This window comes from Lentimicrobiaceae bacterium (genome assembly GCA_020636745.1).
Lineage (GTDB): Bacteria > Bacteroidota > Bacteroidia > Bacteroidales > Lentimicrobiaceae > Lentimicrobium.
On record JACJXH010000002.1, the window covers coordinates 138552 to 164338 of the forward strand.

The window sequence follows — 25787 nt, forward strand, 5'->3', positions numbered from 1 at the left end:
AAGGTGGCTTTCTTTTTAAAAGTGTATCTTGTGGTAATCAAACTCCTGATTTTCGCGGAAATACCGGATTTTAGCGGCCAACATCAAAAACACTTTTAAGTCGTGCCGGGTTAACCATTCGATTGCTTCTGCTTGTTGATGACAGGCGTCAGAAAATACCGCCAAAAAATAATGTTTATTGGCATTTAACCACGCATAAGCTTTTTTATCCTCATCAATGGCACTGTCAAGGGCTGCATAATGAGGAAATCCATGTGTCATCAGCCAATGAAAGGCCTGTTCACTCCCTCTTATCGCACTGGAGAGGGCAGCCAGTTCAGGATAGCCATTTTTTAGCAGCCAGTTAAGAATCTCTTCATTGCCGGTAAAGGTTTCGCCAAAAGCTATCAGTATTTTAACAGGATAATCCAGCATATATATAAAGCGAAGGTTAAAACTATTGAGAATAGGGCAACACGTATTCAGCCGTTAGAGTTAAATTGACAAATTACTTCAATTGTTGTGTGTTTTTTCGAATTCCTTCAGGCATAAACCAGGGCATTATATCTGGTCAATAAAGGCCGCCATTTGACGATCCTTTTCAGTTATCACATCTCCGGCGTCATGTGTTGAAAGTTTGACAGTAACCTTGTTGTAAATATTTGACCATTCGGGATGGTGGTTCAATTTTTCTGCAATAAATGCAACCTGGGTCATAAAGGCAAATGCCTCGGAGAAATTACGGAACTGAAAGTTGCGTACCAATGAGCTTTTCCCTGTTTTGTTATCTGTAATTTCCTGCCACATTTTATTAAAGTTAAGGGTTTATACTGAAACAGGCAGCCTGAAATGAATGTTCATTCTCAGGCAAAAACCTCTGAGGCAATGCCGTAGCCCGAAAGTTTTAAAGCGATGGCATTTAGTTCATCTGCACTTATTTTTTCAAGCCCTTTTTCAGGTGTGCCTCTTTCGATGGGATATAGCATCACCAGTTTAGGCTTGATGTTGAGCAGATGACCAATCCACAGGTTGATTTCTTCTTCAGTTGTATTATCGATTTTAGCGCCGTTAACAACTCCTCTTACAAACAATGTTTGTATAACAAGGTTGCCCTTAAATGAGGCGAGTTGTTCCACAATTGATTCAATTTTTACAGGAGAAGCTGGCCGGTTTATCAGGTCAAACATTTCCTGGCTTCCTGCATCCAGTTTAAGTACATTATTATCCAATTTAAGCAAAGCTTCTTTCACTTTTGGTATATGCAGCCTCGTTGAATTGGAAAGTACTGTAATTAAAGCTTCAGGGAAATATTTATCTCTCAGAATGATGGTTTGGGCAATAATTTCAGGGAAGCCCGGGTGTATTGTAGGTTCACCATTTCCGGCAAATGTTATATTATCGGGTTGCAGGCCACCCTGGCTAAGCTCTTCAAAACGTAAAGCAAGTGCTTCTATAATTTTGGAAGCAGATGGAATTTGCACTTTTTTATCCTGCTCTGCGTCAGTAAGGCCGCACTCGCAGTAAATACAATTAAATGTGCAGTATTTCATGGTTTCGGGGAGTAAGTTAACCCCGAGTGAAACACCAAAACGGCGGCTTTTAACCGGTCCGAAAACAATATCATTAAACAAAAAACCAGACATAGAATAATTTTCTGCAAAACTACAAATTTAAACAAGTCAAACTGTGTGGCAAAAGTGAGCATGTTCACCGGATATAAAGCAATAATTTTCAAATACGTACTCATTAGCCTCTTGTTTTAGAATATATTTGCAATCTGTTAAAATGAATAACTGCAAAACATGACTTCTCTGAATGAAATAAAATTACCGGTTGAGAAACATATCGCAGAATTTGAAAAGAAATTCAGGGAATCGATGAAAAGCTCTGTTCCGCTGCTTGATCGCATTACCGCTTATTTATTAAAGCGCAAAGGCAAGCAAATCAGACCTCTATTCGTGTTTCTTACAGCTGAAGTTTGTGGCGGGGTAAATGAAACAACTTACAGGGCTGCTTCGCTTATCGAGCTTTTGCATACTGCTACACTTGTGCATGACGATGTGGTGGATGATTCCAATGAAAGGCGTGGCTTTTTCTCGTTGAATGCTTTATGGAAAAATAAAGTTTCGGTGCTGATTGGAGATTTTTTATTGTCGAAGGGATTGCTGCTGGCACTTCAAAATAATGATTTTGAATTACTCCGGATAGTTTCAGATGCTACCCGTGAAATGAGTGAGGGAGAACTGCTCCAGATTGAAAAAGCAAGGAGACTGGATATAGAAGAGGATGTTTATTTTGAGATAATCAGAAAGAAAACAGCATCACTTATTGCTTCTTGTTGTGCCTGCGGGGCTGCATCGTCAGGTGCTGATAATGACACCATCATGAAACTTCACCGTTTCGGAGAACTTACTGGTATAGCATTTCAGATAAAGGACGATCTGTTTGATTATAGTAAAAGTCTTGAAACAGGGAAGCCTAATGGTATTGATATTAAAGAGAAAAAGATGACATTGCCCTTGATTTACCTGTTGAGCAATTCAGGCTGGGCCGAAAAGAGGAGAATTATTAATGTTGTTAAAAACAATAATGACAATCCCCAAAAGGTATCGGCACTGATTCAGCAGGTGAAGGATTGTGGCGGAATAGCATATGCCGAAAAACGAATGATGCAATACCGGGATGAGGCGTTGCAAATGCTCTCAGAGTTTAATCCGGGGCCAGCCCGTGATTCTCTCGAAAAATTGGTGGTTTTTACTACTGAAAGAAAACACTAAGCATTTGATTATATGCCTTTACTTAAGGTAAAGGCAAAGGTGGTGCCTACTCCGGGCGTGCTGCGAACGTTTATTGTTTGTTCATGCGCTTCAATTATGTGTTTCACAATTGCGAGTCCGAGACCAGAGCCGCCCTGTTCGCGCGAACGCCCTTTGTCAGTTCTGTAAAATCTTTCAAAAATACGCGGCAGATCAGCTGCTTCAATTCCATTACCGTTGTCTGTAACTTCAATCAGTACGGTTTCATCCATATCAAAGAAACTGATCTTGGTTTTACCTTTGTCAGGATTTCCGTATTTTATTGAATTATCCACCAGATTGATCAGTACCTGACGAATGCGTTCCTTGTCAGCAACAACATAAACAGGTTTTTCATAATTTTCGCCAAAAACAATTGTTTTATCCCGTTTTTTTGATTTAATTTCAAGAAATTCAACAACTTCCCTGGCTAAAGAGATAATGTCGAAACGTGAGGTATGCAGATGAAGCTGGTTTGATTCAAGTTGGGAAATAGTTTCAAGATCTTCAACAATGGCAATCATGCGGTTGATGCTTTTTTCAGTGCGCATCAGATATTCTTTGTTAATGCTTGGGTCTTCCAGTCCGCCATCTAACAAGGTGAGTACATATCCCTGGATGTTAAAAATCGGTGTTTTTAGTTCATGTGAAACATTGCCAAGAAATTCGCGGCGGTATTTGGCCATACTTTTGAGTTCTTCAATCTCTTTTTTCTTGTTTTCGCCCCATTCCAGAACTTCCTGATTTACCTTGTCAATGGCTCCTTCTTTAATAATAATATTTCTGTCAGACTCTTTTGAGAGTTTGAGATTGCGAATGGTTTTATAAATGATTTTTATTTTCTCATAAATAAATTTCTCGAGGGTGTATTTAAAAAGGAGATAGGAAGCGATAAAAACCAGGCAGTTTATCAGCACAAAAACCCACCATAATGCCGGATCAGAAATAAGGACAAATGCTACGGTGTTGATAATGGTGGCAAATGCCATAATGATGGCAGCATTGTTTATTGCAAGTTTGTTGGGATCTGAGAAGTTTATTTTCATGTTAGCAATATTAATACTTTTCAGGGCTCATATTTATACCCTACGCCTTTGATGGTTTTAATGTTTTCGATTCCAATTTTTTCCCTGATTTTTCGCACATGAACATCGATGGTGCGGTCGCCAACAATAACATCAGGTCCCCAAACTCTTGCAAAAATTTCATCACGGGTAAATACCTTGTTTGGCCTGGACGTGAGTAAAACAAGAAGCTCAAATTCTTTACGGGGTAATACGATATTCTGGCCGTCTTTGATAACCAGATACTTTTCCTGGTCAATGATAATATCCGGCAAGTCTGCGGGTTCAGATTCCTGCTCATCGGCTTTATATCTGCGAAGCAGTGCTTTTACCCGGCTTGTTAAGATTTTAGGTTTGATGGGTTTGGCAATATAATCATCTGCCCCTGCTTCAAAACCTGCAATTTGCGAATAATCTTCATTGCGGGCTGTAAGGAAAACAATAATGCTGTTCTGCATTTCTGCTAAATTTCTTATTTCACGGCAGGCTTCCATTCCATCCATTTCAGGCATCATCACATCCAGGATAACCAACTGTGGAATTTCTTTACGCGCAATTTCAAGCGCATCGCGGCCATTTTTTGCTTTAAGTATCTGATAGCCTTCCTTTTTAAGATTATAGCTTAAAAATTCGAGTACATCAGGTTCATCATCAGCCAATAGAATTTTGTATCTGGCATTATCTGATTCCATCTGGTTTGGTTTAAATAACGATTAAATTCTGAATGTCAGGTTTTCAAACTTTACCAAAAGTACTGAATTATCTTAAATAATGTAAGTGATTACTTTTGTTATGGCATGGTTAATGATTTATTAATAAAGAAACGGAGTTGTAAAGAAAGCTATGCCACAATCCGGATTGTTTTTTTGCGTTATATTATCCTAAACCAAACTCATATGCATCCCCGTAAACTCATTTTACTGATGTTGATTTTTCCGGTAGCTGCTTTTGCTCAAATGGCAAATTTTAATACTGAGAAAGCTTTTTTTGAAGCTGATACGTTGTGCCTTACCCGCGCTGAAGCTGAGCTGGCGCGGCAACTTAATCAATACCGGGTTAGTATGCATCTTCCTGAAATTGAAATTTCGGCCTCACTATCAGTGGTTGCCCGCTTGCATGTGTATGATTTATCGAAACATTATCGTGCAGGCGAGAGTTGTAATCTTCACAGCTGGTCAAAAAGCCCTTACTGGAGTTCGTGCTGTTATACAGACGATCATAGGAAGGCCTCCTGTATGTGGGATAAACCACGTGAACTAACTTCATACAAAGGCGACGGGTATGAAATTGCGTTTTATTCAAATTATGGCTACCAGAGTCCTGCTGATATTGCGGCCGAGGCGCTTAAAGGCTGGAAATCGAGCCGGGGGCATCACGAGCTAATAGTAAACCGTGGGAAATGGAAAACGGCTGCCTGGAAAGCTATGGGTGTTGGCGTTTATGGTGGTTTTGCAGTTGTTTGGTTCGGCGAATTGCCCGATAATAGCAGCAAACCTTCCCTTTGTGTGCAGTAATATTTGTTTGTATCTTTAGATCGGCTTAAGCCTCATTGTATTCTAAAGGATAAAACATGACAAAACTGCGACACATACTGCTATTTTTTTTCTTGTTTGTTAACGGCTGCCTTTGGGCGCAGCAGTTTAAAGGAGGCCTTCAGTTAGGTTTGGTAGGAAGTCAGGTGGCCGGCGATCTTTATAGTGGTTATAATAAGGCGGGGATTAGTGCAGGAGGCTGGGCAAGGCTCGATATCAGTACAAAATCTGCCATACAGATGGAGTTGGCTTACCTTCAGAAAGGCAGCCGTGAAAATCCCGATCAGGAAAAGGGGCGATTTGATACGTACGTCATGCGTCTGGGATATATTGAAATGCCTTTTCTTTACAGATTCAGTTACAGTGAGCGGTTTGTGTTTGAAGCTGGAACCGGTCTTAATTTCCTGATTCATAGCCGCGAAACATTTAATGGGGAGGAGATTTCCGACAATCCGTTTAAAGGGCAAAACCTGTGTTTTCTTGCTGGTTTATCAGTTAATATTAATGAACATCTCAGTATAAATATACGCACCAACAACTCTTTGTTTTCAATCAGAAAAAACAGGGTTACAGGCGATGTATGGCGATTCTGGAATTATGGACAGTTCAGCGATGCGCTGATTTTATCGGCATATTATAAACTTTAATAAAAAAAACGCCGGAAACCTGAAGTAACCGGCGAATTAATATTTGTCAAGAAGGGTTATTGAAGTCCAATTTCAATTTTACGGACATCAAAAGCTACTTCTTCTCCACGTTCATTTCTGCGAATCTGAAATTCTACAGCATCACCATCCATAATATCATTGAAGTTTCCATCCACAACATCTTCGTAATGGAAGAAAAGATTATTGGGTGGGAATGAGATAAAGCCATAACCGCTTTTCATATTGAGGGTGCGGCTGCGCTGAATTCCTTCAGGTACTGGTTTGGCAATGTATTTAGCCCGGTTTTCATCCTGTTTGTCGAACAGGTTAGCAATTACTGAATCATTTTTGTTCAGTCTATTGTCGATCAATTCATGCATTGCAACCGGATAGGTAACTTCTTCAAGTAATTCCTGTGAAGTACGGGTAACGCTTTCGCGGCCATTCATATCCTGATATCTGAAATCCCAGCTTAGTAACATGACCCTGGTCCCCAGCGTATTAAGCTTTCTGACAAGAGGTACATAATCACCATCAGATGCAATCAGGACAAGCACATCAAATTTCTTAAAAACACTCAGTTCATAAGCTTCCAATGCCAGCCAAACGTCAATTCCCTTTTCTTCTCTTTTTCCACCACGCATGCGCAATGGCAAATAGTGTGTAATTACCTTTTCACCCATCAGAATATCGTCAAATATCCTTTCTGCGTAAAGTTTGTTTTCACTGCTCTGTGCTTCAAATGCACTAAGCCTTCCCCGGAAATAATGTGAATCTACAATATGGCATAATTTAACGTCAACCCCTTCTTCTTTTGAAACACGGCTGCGAACGAAGTTGTGTAAACCTTCGATGCTGATTCTGGCATTGCGCTCATGTTCATAGTAATAATAATTGCTTACATGAAGAAAATAATTGCCATCATAGAAAACGCCAATTTTGATCATTTTATTCGTGTCGTTCATCTTGATATAAAATAATTGTTAATAATATATGAATTGATAGTTATCCTTATCTCGTTAATTTTTTGACAATACAAAAGTAATACTAAATTTAAATGCCTGGAATAAAATAATTTAAAATTTGTTAAAATCGTCAAAATACCTCACGGTGATAGCTTCACCCAACCTGTTTTAGAAGGTAAATAACAGTAAACACAAGCAAAAGCTAATTGCTGGTTATAAAAAAAAGGAGCGGCTCAGCCGCTCCCTTTTTAGGATATTTTCTGGGGTGATGTTATTCAACCACCAGTTTTACCACTTTATGATAATTCATATTTTCAACAGAAAGCATGTAAATGCCGGCTGCAAGTCCAGCAACATTGATTTCGGTTAATCCTTCAGCGCTAATTACGCCAGAATACACTTCAACACCTGTGGCATTGAACAGTCTGACGTTAGAGTTTCCGTTAAATCCATTGGCTGAGATTACGAAACTTTCGCGGGCAGGATTCGGATATATCAGAAGTGAATTTCTGTTTTCAGGATTGTTAATTCCTTCGCAAATATCAACTACAATATATCCTTCTTTGACAACAGTGCTGTTGTTGGTTCCATCACTTACGGTGAGGGAAACGGTGTATGTTCCGTCTTCAGGATAAGTAACCACAGGATTTTGCTCGTTTGAAGTGTCAGGAATACCTCCCGGGAAGCTCCATGCCCATGAAGTTACACTTCCGGCAGAGAAATCAGAGAAAGTAACAGATTCATTAGGGCAAAGAAGTGTTTCACTGGCAACGAAGTTGGCAAGAAGAGGAGCTGCGCTGTTAATTCCAAAGAACTGAAGGTATTGCATCATCAGCGAGTCTTTAACAGAACGGTTGGATGCGTCCTGAAGTCCGCTGAACTCAAATGAAGAACCAATAGTTTTATAGGTTCCGCCATCGTAGGCAATAGCACTATAGTAGGAAGGTGATGAGTTCTGGAAAATAGGTGTAGCTGTTTGCAAGGGCAATAATCTATCGATATAGCTATTGTCACCTGTATAAGCAAATGACATTCCTTCTGTCAGTGTGCCTTCCATTCCGTTGAGTGTGTTTAAATCGCTGGCGCCATCTGTGTCGCCATCAATCATAAACATGGGGTGAGCCGGAGTTGCTGTATTGTAAGCCCAGGTATCGCCACCTTCCATATAAACACTGCCGTTTGCATTCATAAAATCGGCAAGCATCTGTCCTTGTTCATTTGTAAGTACTGCATTGTTGGAATAAACACCCAGACATACAAATACTGATTGATATGTGCTCAATGCAGCAGGCCATGCCGTTACATAATCAGAAGAAACTGATAAGTTTGAAAGGCAGGTTTTAATGGCCGGACCTGAATTGTGATTACCGTCAAGGTCAATAATTAATACAGGAATCTGACCAATTACAATGGTAATCGTTGCAGTGGCTTCAAAACCTCCGTCAGCTGAAAGATTAAGGGTGAATTCAGCAATGTGCCCGGTAGGAGTAGTTGGTAAAGCTGTAACTTCAAAAGCTCCCGTCAGGATTTCATCGGCATTGATAGTGCCAAAATTCAGGCTGTCAACATTCAGCATTACATATTCATCATCTGAAGCAAGCACTCCTGTAACATTGTAAGCTGTTGAGGAGCCTTCGTTTTTCACTGAAACATTCAGATTAAAGGTTTCACCCGGATCAGCTTTTCCGTTGTTGTTACCTTGTTCGTCAGTGATTTCTGTGCCGGCATAGTTTAGAATAACAGAGTGGGCGATGATGGCAAAACTTCCTGTCCACTCATCGTCACCTGAAACGGCACTATACTGAAATCTAACCACATGGCCTTCAGGAACATTACTGCCAATGCTAAAACTGAAACCATCAGTAATAACCACAGTCTCTTCTGATCCGATAAGAGGATAGAGTTCTGTTGAATCGCCAAGAACAACATATTCGTCGGTGCTTGAAATTGTAACCATCACGTCAGCAACTTCAACAGTACCAACATTTTTAAGTCCGACTGACAATGCGACTGTTTCGTTATAGTCAAGTAACTGGTTGTTATTACCTTCAGCATCGTTAATTTCAACGCTGTTAAATACTACATAGGCGCCTTCGAGCGGAAGAATGGTAATATCAGTAATATAAGGCAGGTGATTGAAAGCAGTAACTGCAAGTTTCATGGTTCCAACATTGTTGAGTGTTGGGATTTCAATGGTTGCCACACCACCAACAACTGGAGCTGTTCCCAGAATTTCGCCATCCATGGTAAGACAAGCAAAGGCATTTTCTACGTCGCAGTTAACTACAAACTGGCTGGAGCCTATAAATGCAACATCTTCATGAGTTACATTAAGTGCTACAGGTAATGCAGTGCGAACCATCAGAGAAGGGTCGCCGAAAATGAGCCATGTATCGGTCATTTCATTACCACCAGAGCCATAGGTGTCATTCATTTTCATACAACCATTCATTGAAATACCACCAAAAGTACGTTTGATGTTTTCGGCATAACTTTCAACAAGAATGTCGTTCATTTCATCCTGACCTTCCATCGGAGGGTTCCAGCTTTGGTTGATGGTTGACATAAGGGTAGCAACAGCGCCGGTTGGACCGTTGGCGTTAGAGGCTCTCAGCCAGGCTTCAGCAAAGCAGGTGCTATTCTGGAAATCGCCGTTTACACAAGCAACAGACCAGATAAAAGGCCACATATTGTTATTGGTAAGTGCATTTACACCACTATTGGAGAAACCAGTAGTTCCCCATGAAGTCTGACTTCCGTGACCGGTATAATTAATAATTGAGCTGCCGGGATTTACGGCATTGGCTACAGTTGTTGAGTTGGGGTTACCCGGGAGGTCTTCACCACCCTGGCTGCCATCATAAAGTTCGCTAACAGCGGTATAAGTGAATCCTAATAAATCTGTACGGATGTTGCGCTGATGCTGATAATCGTATTCTCCGTCATCACCAGGTCCCTGATCTGAGCCAATGGCAACGCCTTTTGAGAACCAGTCATTGGTTACGTCAGGATTTTGCTCGTAAGTAATTGTACGATTTACCATAGTTTGAACCTGAGCGGCAGTTTCAGCGGAGAAACGGCCAACAAAGATGTCCGGATAATGGTCATTTCCAACCAGATATCCGTAAGCATGATCAGACGGGCCTCCGATGCTGCCAGTAGTTACAGTAGGAATCTGGGCATTATCGCCAACAAGAAGTAAATAGGTGAGCCCGTTGTTTGCATAATAGTCAGCAACAAAGGTTTTAATCGCTGCAGCATTGGCTCCAATAGAAGCTACATCAACCATTTCGGTAGGAATACCGATGGTGCGTTTCCAGTTTACAAAGTCCTGCATATCGGGCATAAAGGCACCGTAGCAGATAATCAGCATATTCCCCTGCTCTTCGAGTGGAGTATAACGGCTGCCATCCTGCATATTCAGAAAATGTCTTTTGTAGATTTTGGCATATTCTGTTTCTGTTTTTTCAGGAATGCTGGTACGAACAAGTACGTTGTCAGTAGAATTTCCATCGCTTACAACTTCAACGGTAAGGTGATGATATACACGCAGGATTCTGGTAACAGGATTATAGGCAAATGGGCTTACAACCACAGTTTGACCGCGATAATCGCGAAGAATATATGGCTCGCGAAGAGAAGCCTGTGTACTGGGATAAAACTCATTGCGAGAATAAGCTCTGCTGTATTCATAAGCAACGTCGGCAGGGTTTATGTCGCGGGTGAAGTTTCCTTTCGAAGGTGCTACATCCATGAAAGGATAGTCGATATATTCAGAGCTTATTACCCTGACTTTCATATTGGCCTGATCCGGAATAACAAGAGAAGCGGTAAGTTTGGGTAAATCAGGCATGCCTTTTTCCAAAAGGGGAGTTGCTCCGGGAACCGAAACCACAAAAGCATCTCCGCGGGGAGTACTTACTGTGTTCAGGTTGAATCCTTCAAGGGTAAAGGAAACAACAGATCCGGAGGCAGATGAAGAAACCAACGTGGTTTCAGCAGCAGTCGGCTGGTCGGAATGAATTCCAACCCAGTTCTGGGCATTTAAACTGCCCAGAACGGCGACAACTAAAAATGTAAGAATCAGATTTTTTATTTTCATGTTGTGATTTTATGGGTTGTTATTCAGACAAAACGACTTTACGTACAGCAGAAAAATCGCCTGAAACCAGTTTGATAAAATAAATTCCGGGTTTCAGATTTTCAGCAGAAACGGTTAAAGAATGTGAACCTGACTGAAGTTGAGTATAATTGCCCAGTTGCATAATTTCTTGTCCGAGGAGATTTACAACACTGATTTTTGCCGAATTGGCCTGTTTCAGGTTGAAATTGATGTGAAGCTGATTGCGGAATGGGTTTGGATATAAAACAAGTGCATTTTCAGCATCCACTGTTTCAACGCCCACAACAGTCATGTATATTTCATTTGAAGCTTCTGATTCGCAACCAGCAGCTGAAGAAACAACCACATGGTAATAATCAGAAACAACTGGTTCAAATATCTGATCAACAGCTCCTTCAATTGGACCTTCACGGTTATACCATTGATTGCCTTCTGCAGCACTAGAAATTAACTGGTTCTGGTTTTGCTCAATTACCGGGGTTTCCGGAACAGGTATAACTTCAAGAGCCAGTTCAGTATTGGCAGTGGCTAAACCATCAGCAATGGTTAACTGGAATGTTGTTGATTCGGTGAGAGTGGCAATTGGGTTAAACAAAGTGGCATCGTTTAAGAGTTCAGCAGGAGTCCAGCTGTAAGTAACGTCTCCGTCAGCATTTTTTACAAAAGCGAAAAGCTGACCTGAGCCTCCCATACAAAGTTGGGCCGGATAAGCAAAAGCTGTAGCAGTAAGCTCAGTTGAACTTCCACCTGCATTTCCTGACGGGAATAAGATATCATCAATAAATGCGGCATCCTGACCATTGCTTACGCTGTTGTCTTTTGAATAAGTCCATTTGAAAGTATGTGTACCTGCTGTTACAGGAACTGAAACAACACTCCAGGCTACATCGCCCGACCATGAACCTTTTTCAGTGCCATCAATGTAAAATTTAAGATAATCGTAACCACTTTCGCTTGAAACCATTCTTGAGAAAGAAATATTATCAGCAGCAGCCACTTCCATGGTAATTTGAAGGGTGGTACTTCCATTGTGAGAGATTGCGCCTGATTTGGCTGCAAATGTTCCACTGTTAACGGATGAATTCGTAATGGTCCAAGGGATTGTGCTGGAATTTACCCAATCGAAGGCTGTAAAATCACCAGTTTCAAAATCTTCAATAATCAGACCTACTGATGGAGTGTAAGATTTTGATACATTGTATAATCCGGCTGATGCTGTGAAGTAAAGGTTGATGCTGGTGCCGATTTCAATATCAGGACTAATTGAAACGTTATAAACAGCATTCATGCTTTCGCTTCCCGGGATATTTCCAATCTGATATTCAATGAAATCAATTGCGATGCCATCGCTGTCGGTAAATAAATGTGAAACAGTTTCAAGGGCTTCGCAATGACCGATATTGTTAACAGGAACAGAGATAATTACATTTTCACCCGGATCGAGACGACCGTTGTTATTACCGGAGGCATCATCAATCAGAAGGTTTGAAGCTTCAAGTTCAGGTGCGTTTAATTTTACTGTATAACTGGAGTTCCAGGTTTCAGTTCCGTCGGTAATTTCCAGGTTAAATACAACCGGGGTCTGGTCAGGTAACCATTCTGAGGCTGTTACTTCAAAAGCGTTTTCCATTTCAACTATTGCACCAGGGGCAATGTTTGGCCATGTTTCAACATTCTGATCAATGGTAACGTAAGGTGAAGTAGTTGATAAAGTTACGGTAATATTGGCACCTTCGGAGTTACCAACATTTTTCAAAGCCATGTTGAAACCAAAAGATTCGGCATATTCAGGCAATTGGTTATTGTTGGCGCCAGCATCATTTACCGATTGTGATTGCAACATTACGTATGGGCCTTCAGGTGAAGCTACTATAACAGAACCGATAAATGGTTGTTTGTTCTGAGCGGTAACAATAACTTCAGCATCGCCGGGAACACTGATAGGATTAAGTGTAACAACAGCCACTCCAAATTCATCAGCCAAAGCACTTCCGTAAAGGACGCCGTCCTTAGAGATAGCAACGTAAGCATAAGGCTCGGCAGTAACGGTAAATTCGGTGGTTTGCAGCGGCATAAGTGGCTCATACGAAACAGTCATTTCGTCGGGGACACCCATGTAAATGGTAAGTGAAGGATCGCCCATGAGGCAATAAATTTCCCAGTAATAGGTTGTTCTTGATGATCCTGATTCGGTAACAGCAAGGTTTCCTGCAAATAACATCTGACCCTGTGAAGTATACCATTCGCTGAAAGGCTCGCCATGATCATGGAAAGCACGGTCATAATTACCAAGAGTAGTGGCTTCATAAGTGGGGTTAACCATAATGGCACCAACACCAACTCCAAAGTAGTAATCTTCGTCCCAATATGAACTGTTTGATGCTCCGATATAACCAACTGCTCCTTTGTGTGAAGCTCTGAGTAATTCTTCGCCGAAGCAATTGGTGTTATATGTGCTGGTGAGACAGCAGTTACCAACGAGCAAAGGATATTTACCATCGTTTTGCAGACCAGGGATGTCGGAAATTTCAAAACCCGGATCAGCCCAACCGCTTGAACTTCCGTGAGCGGTGTAGTTGCCATAGGCCACGCCATTGCTTACATTTTGAATGATAGCGGATGCTGAGCTGCCTGATTCAGGATAAAGGTAAGTGTGACTTAATAAACCATGAGCCTCATTAAAATAGTAAGTAGTTCCGTAGTTGATTTGTCCGTTACCGTATGTGGGTGCGTTTCCTGCATCAACACCTGAAATCATCACACATTCACCCAGGAATGAAGGATCGGGGAACTGGTATTGTTCATACATCAAAGTTTTATCAATTTGAGGTTGTAGCTGAGCAATATTGGTGGCTGAAAAGCGTCCATAATACATTTCAGGAAGATCGTCGTTGGTGTATTCGCAGTAATAAAGGTCAGATACGTGTCCGCCCTGACTGAATGCCGGAATCTGAGCTACGTCACCTACAAAAAGAACAAAGGTTGGAGCGGGGTCTTCTGGTGTGCCGGCATTGTAAACACCCTGGAGGTAATTTTTAATGGAAGTAGTGGTTGTTCCAACTTCAGGCTGGTTGGTATAAGCTTCAACAACATTAAATCCTTTGCGGGTTTTCCATTGAATAAATGGTTGTAAGGTTTCCTGGAACATAGGATCGGAAACGATGAGATATTTGATAGGGTAGCGGGTGAAATTTTCGCGTGAACTGTTTCCAACTTTAATATCGTTAAGCAGGGTTGCATTTAATCCGCCAAAATATGGAGAGCGGGTTTTTTCTTTTAAAAGTTGGGTTTCAGCGTAATTGCCATTCAAAAATCTGACATTCACTACCAGGTTGTCGTAAACCCTGATTACACCACTTACCGGATTGTATTCTACAGGAGAAATGTCAAGACGAGCCATGCGTGTTCCACGCATAAAACCAAGGATTTCGGCTGAAGCTAATTCCTTGCCGTAAAAACTGTTGCTTCCATAAACTTTATTGTTGATGAGCAGGGGAATTTCTTCCGTTTGATTTTTTGCAACCGGAGCCTGGGCAGGAATAATGCGGCTGTTAATTCCAAGATCGTTCAGATTATACTCTCTGACATCGTAGCTAACAACATCAATTTCGATGCTCGCACCTACCGGTACTTCAATTAGCTTGCGCATTACCGGAAGTTTTGGATAACCTTCTTCCACGGCATAACTGTATCCGTTGGCTGAAATCTCTGTAAACAAGCCTTTGTCGGTGTTTACTTCCAGATTGTTGAGAGAAGAAAGAGTGCTTTTAACCCTCATTCCGGCAAAGTCAGTTTGCTCGACCGAAATTCCGGTTTTCCCGTTTTGTTTTAGTACTACCTGTGCGGTAGATACATTTCCAGTAAGCAACAAAGCTACTGTAGCAAAACTAATTGCGATAAAAAGTAAAGCTTTTTTCATTGGAATTATCCCTTGGTTTTTAATTAAATTTTTGCCTCTCGGCTTTTTTGCAACTCACAAAACTATATAATTAATGAACTGGTACAAGCTTTTTTATAAAAAAAACAGTGATTTAATCATTTGAAATGCTACATGTTACAAACATAATTCAAGATTGTTCCCTATAATCAACCATTTACAGAGATGTAATTCATAACATATAAAAAGTACAGACACTTAATTTGCTGGCAGGTTGCCTGGTTTTTTGATTAATTACAGGTCATTTATCTGCCTGCTTTGACTGTAACCGGCTATGGTTAGTATGTATAAATGAGTTTTTATGTACCTAAAGATAGCTGTAATGAGCGTTAACATTGGTTTTTAATTCGATAATTCAATCAAATTTCATGGATCATCCTGTATACGAATTCAAGAATTTTTTAGCGGGAATTTCTGGTAATCGACCGTGTATCTATTTTTCCGAGATTTCTTACCGGAATCCATGCTGCCGCTGTACCAATCAATACGACAGTTATAAAAATGTAAACAAAGTCTTTCCATTGCATCAGCACAGGATATGCATTGATAAGAAATGAGCCACCTTCGGCATTGATTTTGACCAGGCCGAACTTTTGTTGTATCATACAGATGATTGCACCCAGTAATAGTCCGGCAACGGCTCCGCTGAGTGAAACCATGATTCCTTCACTCATAAATATCCGGTGAATCAGCCTGTTGTCGGCACCCAGGCTGTGTAAAACAGAGATGTCGCGGCGTTTGTCAATAATAAGCATTGACAATGAGCCGATTACGTTGAAAGTTGCTATTAAAAGAATAAAAGAAAGGATAAGAAAGATGGCCCATTTCTCGGAGCGCATGATACGATAAAGGGTTTCCTGTTGCTCAAACCTGTTCTTTATCTTATATTGTTGTCCTAATGTCTTGCTTATCTGTTTCTGAACACTTTCGTAACCCGTGTTTGAATTAAGCGCAATTTCGACAGAAGTAAGTTCTTTATTGTATGAAAGTAATTCGCGCATAAACGATAACGGAACCAAAACATATTTGGTGTCAAAATCCTGTTGGATGGAGAAAATACCTGAGGGCCTGATATCTATTCGGTTAAATGCCTGATTGATATTGGCTCCGGGGGCCGAAGTCCGGCTGGGAGCATAAACTTCTATTTGCTGCTCATAATCATCCAGGTTGATTCCCAGGTAATAGGCAACTCCCTGTCCCACCACGGCAAGGGGTTGATCTTTAAAAGTAAGCATGAGGCTGCCGGCTGTAATCATGCTGTCCAGTCCCGTCCAGGTTGAATAAGATGAATCAACTCCTTTAAGAGTGGCCAGAAACTGATTGGTTCCGTAGCGAAGCAGAGCTTTCTCTTCAATAACGGCAGTTTGGGCTTTAACACCCTGAATGCCGGCTATTTTGTCCCACGGATAGGCCTCACTGTCAAAAGTTTTGCCGGAGGCCGGACTAACCTTCAGGGGAGGATCAAACGAATTGAAAAGAGAAGTAACCAAACTTTCAAAACCGTTAAACACCGAAAGAACCACAACCAGAGCCATTGTACCAATGGTAACACCAGCCACGGAAATTCCTGAAATGATGTTGATCACGTTGTGTGATTTTTTCGATTTCAGGTATCGCCAGGCAATGTATAACGGTAATCTCACGGGTTATGGTTTATTTCATAGCTCTGACAATAAGGCCAGTACCTTCGCTGTGCTGAATGCGGGTATCGGCATAATTCAATATCAGGCAGAATGGCATGACAAGCAAGTAATAAAACGGCAAAATGACAAAAAGGAGTTTTGAAAAGCCCAGCATCAGAATCGGATATTTCATTGAAAGACGCCAGGCTATTTTGCCCGGGCAGCCATACTGGTATCGGGCTTCTGTTGCCGAGAAGCCTGCTTTCCGGAGTTTTTCCTGAATTTCATCAATGTTGTAACCGTCTCGCACATGCTCTTCGATAAAAGAACCTTCTCCATGGTCATGCACATCCGATCCTCCTTTGTCAGAAGGTGTGGATATCAAAACCATTCCACCCGGCTTGAGCGAAGCATAGAAATTTTCAAAAACCTTTACATCTTCCTCAATATGCTCCATCACATCAACCGATAGAATAAGATCATAATGGTTGGGTTCTGTAAATGTTGTAAGATCGGCTGGTTCAAAACGGGCATTGGTGCGACCGGCACGTGCAAAAAATCCATTGCAGTCATCAATTTGCTCTTGTTTTACATCAACACCTTTTATTTTCCATTGGCGATCATATCCCGAGAGAAAATAACTGTATTGGCCAAACCCTGATCCGGCATCCAGAATTTCACGAGGTCCGGCATTGTTGGAAGCCCATTTTCTGATTTCGCGATGAATATGCCAGGTTCTGAGTAAAAGGGTGTCGAGCAGATGGTAAAACAACTTGCGCAACACGGGTGTGCTGTTAAATACTTTGCCTAAGGATTTTTTAATCGGGTCGTATTGCATAAATCAGATTGATTGGCCAAAGCCTATGCTTTCAGCAGTTTGTCAATATTTTCGATGTAATCAAGTGAGTCATCAATAATAAACTCAAGGTCAGGAATAATTCTGAGCTGACCTTTCACCCTTACACCCAGTTGAAACCTGATTTCTTTTTTCTGATGGTTGATGGCTTTAAAAATCTCATCTTTTTCACCAGGACCGAAGAGGCTGAGGAAAACCCTGGCCAGCGACATGTCTGGTGTAATATTCACTTTTGTTACCGTGATAAGGTATCCACGCAACTGGTCGTGGGCCATTATACGAAAAATTTCTCCCAGGTCTTTTTGCAAAAGCCTGGCTATCTTTTGCTGACGTTTTGATTCCATGGCGACAAAGGTACGGATTAACCAGCTTAAAGTAAAAAGTAAAAAATGAAGAATTCAGGTCTGCTAAATCCAAATACTATTCAGCTGCCAGCCTCGTTTTTATGCTGATGTTTTTAAATAAACAGGCAGGTCTAAATATACTTTCTGAAAATACGGGCGAATAACTTAACAGAGATTCGAAATTATTATAGTCTTTAACCTCTTATCTTTGCCAGTTCTTTCGAGATTCAAATATAAACACTTAAAAATGAAAAATCTTGTAAAAGTTTTGCGTTATGCTATTCCTTATTGGGGTTTTGCATTGCTGAACATTCTGTTTAATATCATCAGTGTTGCTTTTTCCCTGGTCTCGTTTGCAGCGATTATTCCGGTGTTAAATATTCTTTTTAAGCTGGAAAAGCCTGTACTGGCGCCTGCTGCATTTGAGTGGAAATTTGATGTGCTGAAGCAAAATCTTTATTACCAGATTGGGCGTTTGATTGATCAATATGGTGAACTTACCACGCTGGCATACATATGCGGGGTAATTATTGTGGTGTTTTTTCTGAAAAACCTTTTCCGGTATCTGGCCATGTATTACATTGCCGAGGTGCGCAATGGTGTGGTAAGAGATATTAGAAATGCCCTTTATCATAAAATCCTGATTTTGCCGCTTTCCTATTATTCTGAAAAAAAGAAGGGCGATATTATTTCACGCATGACCACCGATGTGCAGGAGGTTGAATGGTCGGTGCTCAGCTCTCTTGAAATGTTGTTTCGCGATCCGGTTACTATTATTGCCTATCTCATTTCTCTTTTTATGATGAACTATGAGCTTACGCTTATGGTGTTGATACTTCTCCCTGTTAGTGGAGGTCTTATTGGCCGGATTGGCCGGAGCCTGAAACGGACATCTGCAAAAGGACAAATCAAAATGGGGGAGTTACTTTCCAATATTGAAGAAACCATCAGTGGCTTGCGCAATATCAAAGCATTTAATTCAATTGACTGGGCAAATAACAACTTTAAGGAAACCAATTACAAGTACAACAGGCTTATGGTCAGGTTGTTCCGAAAACGCGATCTGGCTTCTCCTCTCAGCGAATTTTTGGGAATTGTAGTATCGGTCATTGTAATCTGGTTTGGAGGAAAAATAATCCTTTCTCCTGATTCGTCTATGGATGCTTCTATTTTTATCGTTTATATTACGGTGTTTTCACAGATTATTAATCCAATCAAAGCTTTGTCTACTGCCGTATATAATGTGCAGAAAGGTGCTGCTTCGGTTGAAAGGATTGAGCAGGTTTTAGCCGCCGAAGAGGTGATTACAGAGAAGGAAAATGCCATTCCGGTTAAGGAATTCGAAAAACAGATTGAATACCGAAACGTTTGGTTTCGCTATGAGCAGGAAGATGTGCTCAAAAATATTAACCTGATAATCCCTAAAGGAAAATCAATTGCGCTGGTGGGAGCTTCTGGTTCAGGAAAATCAACCATGGCTGATTTGCTCCCCCGGTTTTATGATGTTACTCAAGGTGAAATTTTAATCGATGGAAAACCCATACGCGATTTTGTTATCAGCGATGTAAGGGGATTAATGGGTATTGTGTCACAGGAAACCATTCTGTTTAATGCTACGGTTCTTGATAACATAACATTTGGTATGCAAGGGGTTAGCAAAGAGGAGGTTATTGCTGCAGCAAAAGTTGCCAATGCGCATGAATTTATCATGCAGATGCCTGAAGGGTACGAAACCAATATTGGGGATCGGGGCATTAAAATGTCGGGTGGTCAGCGGCAGCGGTTAAGCATTGCCAGGGCTGTACTGCGCAATCCGCCGGTGATGATACTTGATGAAGCAACTTCAGCGCTTGACACAGAATCAGAACGTTTGGTGCAGGATGCATTGCTGAACCTGATGCAGAACCGTACCTCGCTGGTAATTGCTCACCGGTTGTCAACCGTTCAGCATGCCGATGAAATTATTGTAATGCAGAAAGGCGAAATTGTTGAAAGAGGCACTCACACTGAACTTATGGCCAGGCATGGAGTATATAAAAGATTAAGCGATTTGCAAACAGTTGATCAGGCATAATGTGCTGGTTGTTAATGCTTATAAGCCTTTTTATCCCTTTTTGCAATGAATTTATTTAAACTTTTTAACCGGATTTTATCATGGATGTCCTCAACAAAATAAAGCAAAGAGCAGCATCGTTATTGCCTGAACTAACGGCAGTCCGAAGGCATTTACATATGCATCCCGAACTTTCAATGCAGGAGAAGGAGACTTCGGTTTATATTCAATCCAAACTTAGTAGTTATGGCATTCCGTTTAAAGCCGGCATTGCTCAGCATGGAATTGTTGGTCTGATTGAAGGAAGAAATCCTGGTGCACGAACAATTGCTTTGCGTGCCGATATGGATGCCCTTCCTATTGTTGAGCAAAATGAAGCAGCCTATTGCTCACAAAACCAGGGCGTAATGCATGCCTGTGGACACGATGTGCACATGACCAGTTTGATTGGTGCAGCCATTATTCTGAATGAATTAAAAGACGAATTTGAAGGAACCATTAAACTGATATTTCAGCCTTCAGAAGAGCGGTTTCCGGGAGGTGCCTCCATGATGATTAAGGAAGGTGTTATGGAAAACCCTGCTCCGCTCAGGATGTTTGGTCAGCATGTGCTTCCCACACTTGATGCCGGAAAGGTTGGAATGAAGCCCGGAAAATATATGGCTTCAACCGATGAAATTTATCTGACGGTGAAAGGGAAGGGTGGACATGGTGCGACACCCGAACTGAATGTTGACCCGGTGTTGATTGCCGCTCATATACTCATTGCCCTGCAACAGATTGTTAGCCGAAATGCACCTCCTGCCTTGCCTGCTGTTCTTTCTTTCGGGCGATTTATGGCCGAAGGCAGAACCAATATTATTCCTGACGAGGTGAAGCTGGATGGTACACTGCGAACTTTTGACGAAAACTGGCGCGCTGATGCTCATCATAAAATTACCCGCATGGCAACCTCTATTGCCGAAGGAATGGGCGGATCCTGTGATGTTTTTATTGATAAAGGTTATCCATACCTGGTCAACGACGATGAAGTTACAGCGCAGGCAAAGGAATTTGCCATAGAATATCTTGGAGCCGATAATGTTGTAGATCTGGATATGCGAATGACTGCCGAGGATTTTGCCTATTTTTCGCAGCTGGTTCCTTCCTGTTTCTACAGGCTTGGCATCAGGAATGAAAGCAAGGGCATTGTTCATAATCTGCATACTTCAAAATTTGATGTGGATGAATCAAGTCTTGAAACCGGAGCCGGATTAATGGCCTGGATGGCACTGAAAAACCTGAATTTAATGCCATAAGGGGGCCGTTTTATTTATTCCCATCCCTAATTCGCTTTAACCGGAAAAGAACAAATTCATCCTCTCAGGGTTTATGCTGCTATACCAGTTTAAATTTGTTTTTCTAAAGTCTGACAAATTCTGAGATGAACAGTCCGATTTCCATTATACCCCTGACCTGCGAAATACTTGAGCCTTTATCATTAAATCCGCATAAACCTCATCGTCATGACCACGAGGAGCTCTGGATAATTACACATGGAAGTCCATCGCACGCGGTTGATTTTATGGCCGAAAAGCTTCAATCACCGGTTGTTGTTTATATTGCCCAGGGGAAAGTACATTCTTTTATTCCGGATACTGAAACACAAGGATGGCTTATACGCTATAAAACTGATTTTGTCCCACAAAGCAGATTCAATTTTTATTCGGCATTTGCTGATAAAGTATATTATCAGCTCAGTGAAGATTATTGCAGTACAACCCTGCATTCACTTTGCACCATCATGCTCAAGGAGAGCGCTGAACTTATCCCCGACTATACTGTAATGCAACATCTGCTGAGTGCAGTTTTGGCCAAACTTGAAACCGATAGCAAGCGCGATTATCTGGATAATAAAGCTTCCGGTACACCCAGACTGATTACGTTCAATAATTTTCTGCGTATTCTCGATAATAATTTCAGGCGTGCCGAAGGCGTGGAGTTTTATGCTGAGAAATTAAATATGACTGCCAGAAACCTGAACCTTATTACCCGATCGGTTTTCGGAAAAAGTGCAACAGAAATTATAGAAACACGTAAACTAAGAGAAGCCCGGCGATTGTTGCTTACCACCGAAAAGTCTGTTTCAGAAATTGGATTTGAGCTTGGCTATAACGAAAAATCCTACTTTTCAAGAGTGTTCAGAAAGAAAACCGGCGCTACACCTACTGCTTTTCGCACACAAGCTTTAGACTTAATTTCCTGATAGTACCACTACTCTTCCTGAATGTATAACCACCTGCCTGCACCGTTCAACTAATTTTGTGCCATTCAATAACCTATAAAAAAAATTGAAAAATGGCAACAAAAACAAAATGGACAATTGATCCATCGCACACTGAAATAGCATTTCAAGTAAAGCACCTGATGATTTCAAATGTAAAAGGTGTATTCAGTCAATTTAACGGTGAAGTATTAACAGATGATGTCGACTTTTCAACTGCTGAAATTAATTTCAACCTGAATCCTGCCACCATCAATACCGGAAACAGTGACCGTGACACTCACCTGAAAAGCCCCGATTTTTTTGATGTTGAGCAGTTCGACCAGATTTCTTTTCATTCGCAGTCAATGAAAAAAGTGGCTGATGATGTTTATCTTTTATCCGGTGATTTGCAAATAAAGGGAATTGCCAGGAGCGTTGAACTGAAGGTTGAATTTGGAGGGTTAATGACTGATCCATGGGGGAACACAAAGGCTGGTTTCAGCCTGTCGGGAAAAATTAATCGAAAAGATTGGGGATTAAACTGGAATGCTGCCCTTGAAACGGGAGGAGTATTGGTAAGTGAAGAGGTTAAGATAGTTTCGGAAGTTCAATTGATGAAAGTAAGCTGAAGCTAAAATTGCTGTTACAAAGCTAACTTTACCCAATTATAAAGTTTAAGGCGGGGATTGTTGCGCAAAAAGTGGTGAATGTACTTTGTGGTTTTTTCGGTTCAACCTGCACCGTCTGATCAATCATAGTATTGACACTTAAACGGCAATAGCATCTTTTCAAATAAAGACAAAACCATGAAAAATACAATTATACACAAAGCTGCCACGCGTGGTAATGCAAATCACGGATGGCTGCGCAGCAGTCACACCTTCAGCTTTGCACAATATTACAACCCTGACCGCATGCACTTCGGGGCCCTGAGGGTTTTAAATGATGACTATGTTGAGGCTGGTCAGGGCTTTGGAACTCATCCGCATGACAATATGGAAATTATTTCTATTCCACTCGAAGGTGATTTGGAACACCGCGACAGCATGGGAAATCTTGCTGTTATCAAAAAAGGTGATATCCAGGTAATGAGTGCCGGAAAAGGAATTACACATAGTGAATATAACAGAAACAAGGACAAGCCAGTAAAATTTCTTCAAATTTGGGTGATTCCAAATCAACGAAATGTTGAGCCCAGGTATGATCAGATTTCATTAAACCCGGAAGACAGGCATAACCGGCTTCAGCAAATTCTATCTCCTGATAAAGAGGATGAGGGTGTCTGGATTTATCAGGATGCATGGTTTCATCTTGGGAAATTCGACAAAGATTTCTTAATCAGATATCAGTTAAAAAAGCCCGGAAATGGCGTTTATGCTTTCATTATTAATGGAGATGTAAGCATTGACGGGACTGAACTTAAAGAACGCGACGGATTGGGAATGACAGATATACATGAATTTCTCATCAGGGCCAATACGCAGGATGCTGAAATCTTACTGATGGAGTTGCCTTTAAAGTTTTGAAAGATAAATTTCAATGAAAGGTGAAGCCGGGTTTATGCCCTTTACTTTATCACCATTTATAACTTGAAAAGCCTTCGCTATGGAATTGAAAGCACTATATAAAGCCGCCGGAACTTACAAAGATTCAGAAAGATTGCCGGTATTATTCCTGGGACACGGGAGTCCTTTGAACGCCATTGAAATAAATGAATTTTCTTCAGGTTGGAGGGCTATGGCCGAAACCATGCCTTTGCCTGTAGCAATTCTTTGTATTTCAGCACACTGGGAAACTCACGGAACGTATGTTACTGCCATGGAAAAGCCTCGTACCATTCATGATTTTGGTGGTTTTAAGCAGGATTTATATGAAGTACAATATCCGGCTGATGGCAGTCCTGATTTGGCTAAGGAAATCAAGGCTTTAGTATCGGCAACTGCAATAGAGCTTGACAATTCATGGGGGCTTGACCATGGCTCCTGGAGTGTCCTCAGACATTTATTCCCTCTCGCAGGTATTCCGGTTGTTCAACTCAGTCTTGACTATCGTAAAACACCTTTGCAGCATTATAATCTGGCAAAAGAATTAGCAATGCTTCGCCAAAAAGGTGTGCTGATTATTGGCAGTGGCAACATTGTGCATAATCTGCGTTTGATAGATTGGAACCGGTCTGATGAAGGTTATGACTGGGCCATTGAGACTGATAGCAGGGTCAGGCAATTGATTTTGGCACATGATCATCACTCGTTGATAAATTATAGCAAAGCCGGCAGTGCTTTTAATATGGCGGTTCCTACTCCGGAACATTACCTGCCATTGCTATATGCCATCGGGCTTAAAGGCGAAAAGGAAGAAGCTTCTTTCTTCAACACCAAAACCATCATGGGGTCAATCTCAATGACCTCTGTAAGAATTGGTTAATCTGATTTATCGTTTCAGCTCATGCTGATCAAACACCCGGTTTACTGCATCTTCATAATCATTAAAATGCCTGGCTTTTCTTATTTTTCTGAAAACTTTAACCGGTTCATCAAAAGATTCGGCCAGGTATGCCCAATATTCTTTCATGGCATTTAAGACAGATGGGTTGTCGTCTCTTTCTTTGCGATAAGTAAAATAAAGATCGTCAATAAACCGGCGGATAAGCTCGCGGTGATCATTTGGCAATAATATTCCTTTTATCCGGGCAGGGAGCAGGGGGTCGGAGAGGAGCCCCCGTCCAAGCATTATCAGCTGTATTTCTGAAAATCGTTCGTGAAAAAGATTGAAATCATCAGCACTGAAAATATCGCCATTATAAACCAGGGGTGCCTTTATCAGGGAGGCTGCAGCTGAAAAGGAATCCCAATCAGGATGTCCGGTGTACAACTGTTTGCCAATGCGGGCATGAATAGTAAGTTCACGAATGGGATAACGGTTAAAAACCGGAATCAGATGATCCATCTCTGAAGCGGAAAGATACCCTAAACGGCATTTTATCGAAAATGCAATTTTCACTTCCTGCATAACCTTTTGCAGAATTTCATCAACCATTTCGGGGTAAGGAAGTATGCCCGAACCTCTTTTTTTATTTGCTACCTGAGGGTAAGGGCATCCGATATTCCAGTTAAGTTCCCTGAAACCCATCTCTTCGCAGCATTGAGCCAGCCATACAATTTCATCAGCACTTTTGCTGAGCACCTGAGGAATGACTTCAATTCCGTTTTCAAACTGTTGCTTCAGCGCCTTTAATTTTGCCGGCGACAAACTGCATCCAGCGGCAAAGTTGGCAAAATACGGCGTGTAAAGCTTGTCAACACCCTGAAAATGACGGGCATAAACACCTCGAAAAACGTGAGTAGTAATGCCCTGAAAAGGGGCAAAGTAAATTTTTGTTTGATCATTCATCAGGATGGCGAAGATAAGGAAGTTTCAAACACAACATTTTATTGGCCTGCCGGAACATTCTGACCAACAGGAACGCAAACCAGTTAATTGAAAATACAGCATGACAGTTAAATGGGAAGTTGAATGGAATGGCTTTCATGCTATAAAATTCCGGCTTAGTTGTTTGAATGCCTGTCAACAGGCTCCTAAGATAATAAGCCTGAAAATTAAGCTTTTTCAAAAATGGCTCAACACC

At 41.3% G+C, this 25787-nt stretch carries 21 protein-coding genes; 9 read left to right on the forward strand and 12 right to left on the reverse strand.

Annotated elements, in window-relative coordinates; all coding sequences use genetic code 11:
• Positions 1-15: 15 nt before the first annotated feature.
• From H6541_03495 to H6541_03505, 3 genes are all read right to left on the reverse strand, one after another.
• The gene (locus tag H6541_03495; protein MCB9014834.1) at positions 16-414 is read right to left on the reverse strand and encodes a hypothetical protein; all 399 of its coding nucleotides are present in this window, start codon (positions 412-414) and stop codon (positions 16-18) included.
• A gap of 126 nt (positions 415-540) precedes the next feature.
• Positions 541-786, reverse strand: a complete 246-nt coding sequence (locus H6541_03500) for a 4a-hydroxytetrahydrobiopterin dehydratase (GenBank protein ID MCB9014835.1) — start codon at positions 784-786, stop codon at positions 541-543.
• A 56-nt stretch (positions 787-842) separates the two neighbouring features.
• Positions 843-1622 (reverse strand): radical SAM protein, encoded by a 780-nt coding sequence (locus tag H6541_03505; GenBank protein MCB9014836.1) that lies wholly within the window; start codon positions 1620-1622, stop codon positions 843-845.
• 159 nt (positions 1623-1781) lie between these two features.
• Here H6541_03505 and H6541_03510 point away from each other — a divergent pair, with 159 nt between their 5' ends.
• Positions 1782-2756 (forward strand): polyprenyl synthetase family protein, encoded by a 975-nt coding sequence (locus H6541_03510; GenBank protein MCB9014837.1) that lies wholly within the window; start codon positions 1782-1784, stop codon positions 2754-2756.
• 8 nt (positions 2757-2764) lie between these two features.
• Here the strand turns inward: H6541_03510 and H6541_03515 are convergent, their stop codons facing one another.
• Both H6541_03515 and H6541_03520 read right to left on the reverse strand, forming a co-directional pair.
• Positions 2765-3763: a sensor histidine kinase gene (locus H6541_03515; GenBank protein MCB9014838.1), complete on the reverse strand. Its 999-nt coding sequence runs from the start codon at positions 3761-3763 to the stop codon at positions 2765-2767.
• A 77-nt stretch (positions 3764-3840) separates the two neighbouring features.
• Positions 3841-4530, reverse strand: a complete 690-nt coding sequence (locus tag H6541_03520; GenBank protein ID MCB9014839.1) for a response regulator transcription factor — start codon at positions 4528-4530, stop codon at positions 3841-3843.
• 204 nt (positions 4531-4734) lie between these two features.
• Between H6541_03520 and H6541_03525 the strand changes: the two genes are divergently transcribed.
• Positions 4735-5352, forward strand: coding sequence for a CAP domain-containing protein (locus tag H6541_03525; GenBank protein MCB9014840.1), 618 nt, complete (start codon positions 4735-4737; stop codon positions 5350-5352).
• Between the two features lie 56 nt (positions 5353-5408).
• On the forward strand, positions 5409-6017 hold the full coding sequence (locus H6541_03530) for a PorT family protein (GenBank protein ID MCB9014841.1): 609 nt from the start codon (positions 5409-5411) through the stop codon (positions 6015-6017).
• A gap of 56 nt (positions 6018-6073) precedes the next feature.
• Here the strand turns inward: H6541_03530 and H6541_03535 are convergent, their stop codons facing one another.
• The 6 genes from H6541_03535 to rbfA form a co-directional block, all read right to left on the reverse strand.
• The gene (locus tag H6541_03535; protein ID MCB9014842.1) at positions 6074-6982 is read right to left on the reverse strand and encodes an NYN domain-containing protein; all 909 of its coding nucleotides are present in this window, start codon (positions 6980-6982) and stop codon (positions 6074-6076) included.
• A 271-nt stretch (positions 6983-7253) separates the two neighbouring features.
• The gene (locus H6541_03540; GenBank protein MCB9014843.1) at positions 7254-11084 is read right to left on the reverse strand and encodes a T9SS type A sorting domain-containing protein; all 3831 of its coding nucleotides are present in this window, start codon (positions 11082-11084) and stop codon (positions 7254-7256) included.
• A gap of 19 nt (positions 11085-11103) precedes the next feature.
• A complete protein-coding gene (locus H6541_03545; GenBank protein MCB9014844.1) occupies positions 11104-15024 on the reverse strand; it encodes a T9SS type A sorting domain-containing protein in 3921 nt (1306 codons plus the stop codon).
• Positions 15025-15443: 419 nt separating this feature from the next.
• Positions 15444-16685 carry an ABC transporter permease gene (locus H6541_03550; GenBank protein ID MCB9014845.1) on the reverse strand — a complete coding sequence of 414 codons (1242 nt, stop codon included), beginning with the start codon at positions 16683-16685 and terminating at the stop codon, positions 15444-15446.
• A gap of 10 nt (positions 16686-16695) precedes the next feature.
• Positions 16696-17502: a class I SAM-dependent methyltransferase gene (locus H6541_03555; GenBank protein MCB9014846.1), complete on the reverse strand. Its 807-nt coding sequence runs from the start codon at positions 17500-17502 to the stop codon at positions 16696-16698.
• A gap of 23 nt (positions 17503-17525) precedes the next feature.
• Positions 17526-17864 (reverse strand): 30S ribosome-binding factor RbfA, encoded by a 339-nt coding sequence (gene rbfA, locus H6541_03560; GenBank protein MCB9014847.1) that lies wholly within the window; start codon positions 17862-17864, stop codon positions 17526-17528.
• A 247-nt stretch (positions 17865-18111) separates the two neighbouring features.
• On the opposite strand from rbfA, the gene H6541_03565 reads away from it, so the two are divergent.
• The 6 genes from H6541_03565 to ygiD all read left to right on the forward strand — a co-directional run bounded on the left by H6541_03565 (position 18112) and on the right by ygiD (position 24586).
• Positions 18112-19938, forward strand: coding sequence for an ABC transporter ATP-binding protein (locus tag H6541_03565; GenBank protein ID MCB9014848.1), 1827 nt, complete (start codon positions 18112-18114; stop codon positions 19936-19938).
• Between the two features lie 80 nt (positions 19939-20018).
• Positions 20019-21215: an amidohydrolase gene (locus H6541_03570; GenBank protein MCB9014849.1), complete on the forward strand. Its 1197-nt coding sequence runs from the start codon at positions 20019-20021 to the stop codon at positions 21213-21215.
• Between the two features lie 125 nt (positions 21216-21340).
• Positions 21341-22162: a helix-turn-helix domain-containing protein gene (locus tag H6541_03575; protein ID MCB9014850.1), complete on the forward strand. Its 822-nt coding sequence runs from the start codon at positions 21341-21343 to the stop codon at positions 22160-22162.
• Positions 22163-22254: 92 nt separating this feature from the next.
• Positions 22255-22791, forward strand: coding sequence for a YceI family protein (locus H6541_03580; protein ID MCB9014851.1), 537 nt, complete (start codon positions 22255-22257; stop codon positions 22789-22791).
• A gap of 177 nt (positions 22792-22968) precedes the next feature.
• Positions 22969-23688: a pirin family protein gene (locus tag H6541_03585; GenBank protein ID MCB9014852.1), complete on the forward strand. Its 720-nt coding sequence runs from the start codon at positions 22969-22971 to the stop codon at positions 23686-23688.
• Between the two features lie 79 nt (positions 23689-23767).
• Complete coding sequence (ygiD, locus tag H6541_03590) at positions 23768-24586, forward strand: 4,5-DOPA dioxygenase extradiol (GenBank protein ID MCB9014853.1); 819 nt, start codon at positions 23768-23770, stop codon at positions 24584-24586.
• Between the two features lie 6 nt (positions 24587-24592).
• On the opposite strand, the gene H6541_03595 is transcribed toward ygiD, so the two are convergent.
• Positions 24593-25552 (reverse strand): tRNA-dihydrouridine synthase family protein, encoded by a 960-nt coding sequence (locus H6541_03595; GenBank protein MCB9014854.1) that lies wholly within the window; start codon positions 25550-25552, stop codon positions 24593-24595.
• Positions 25553-25787 lie beyond the last annotated feature (235 nt).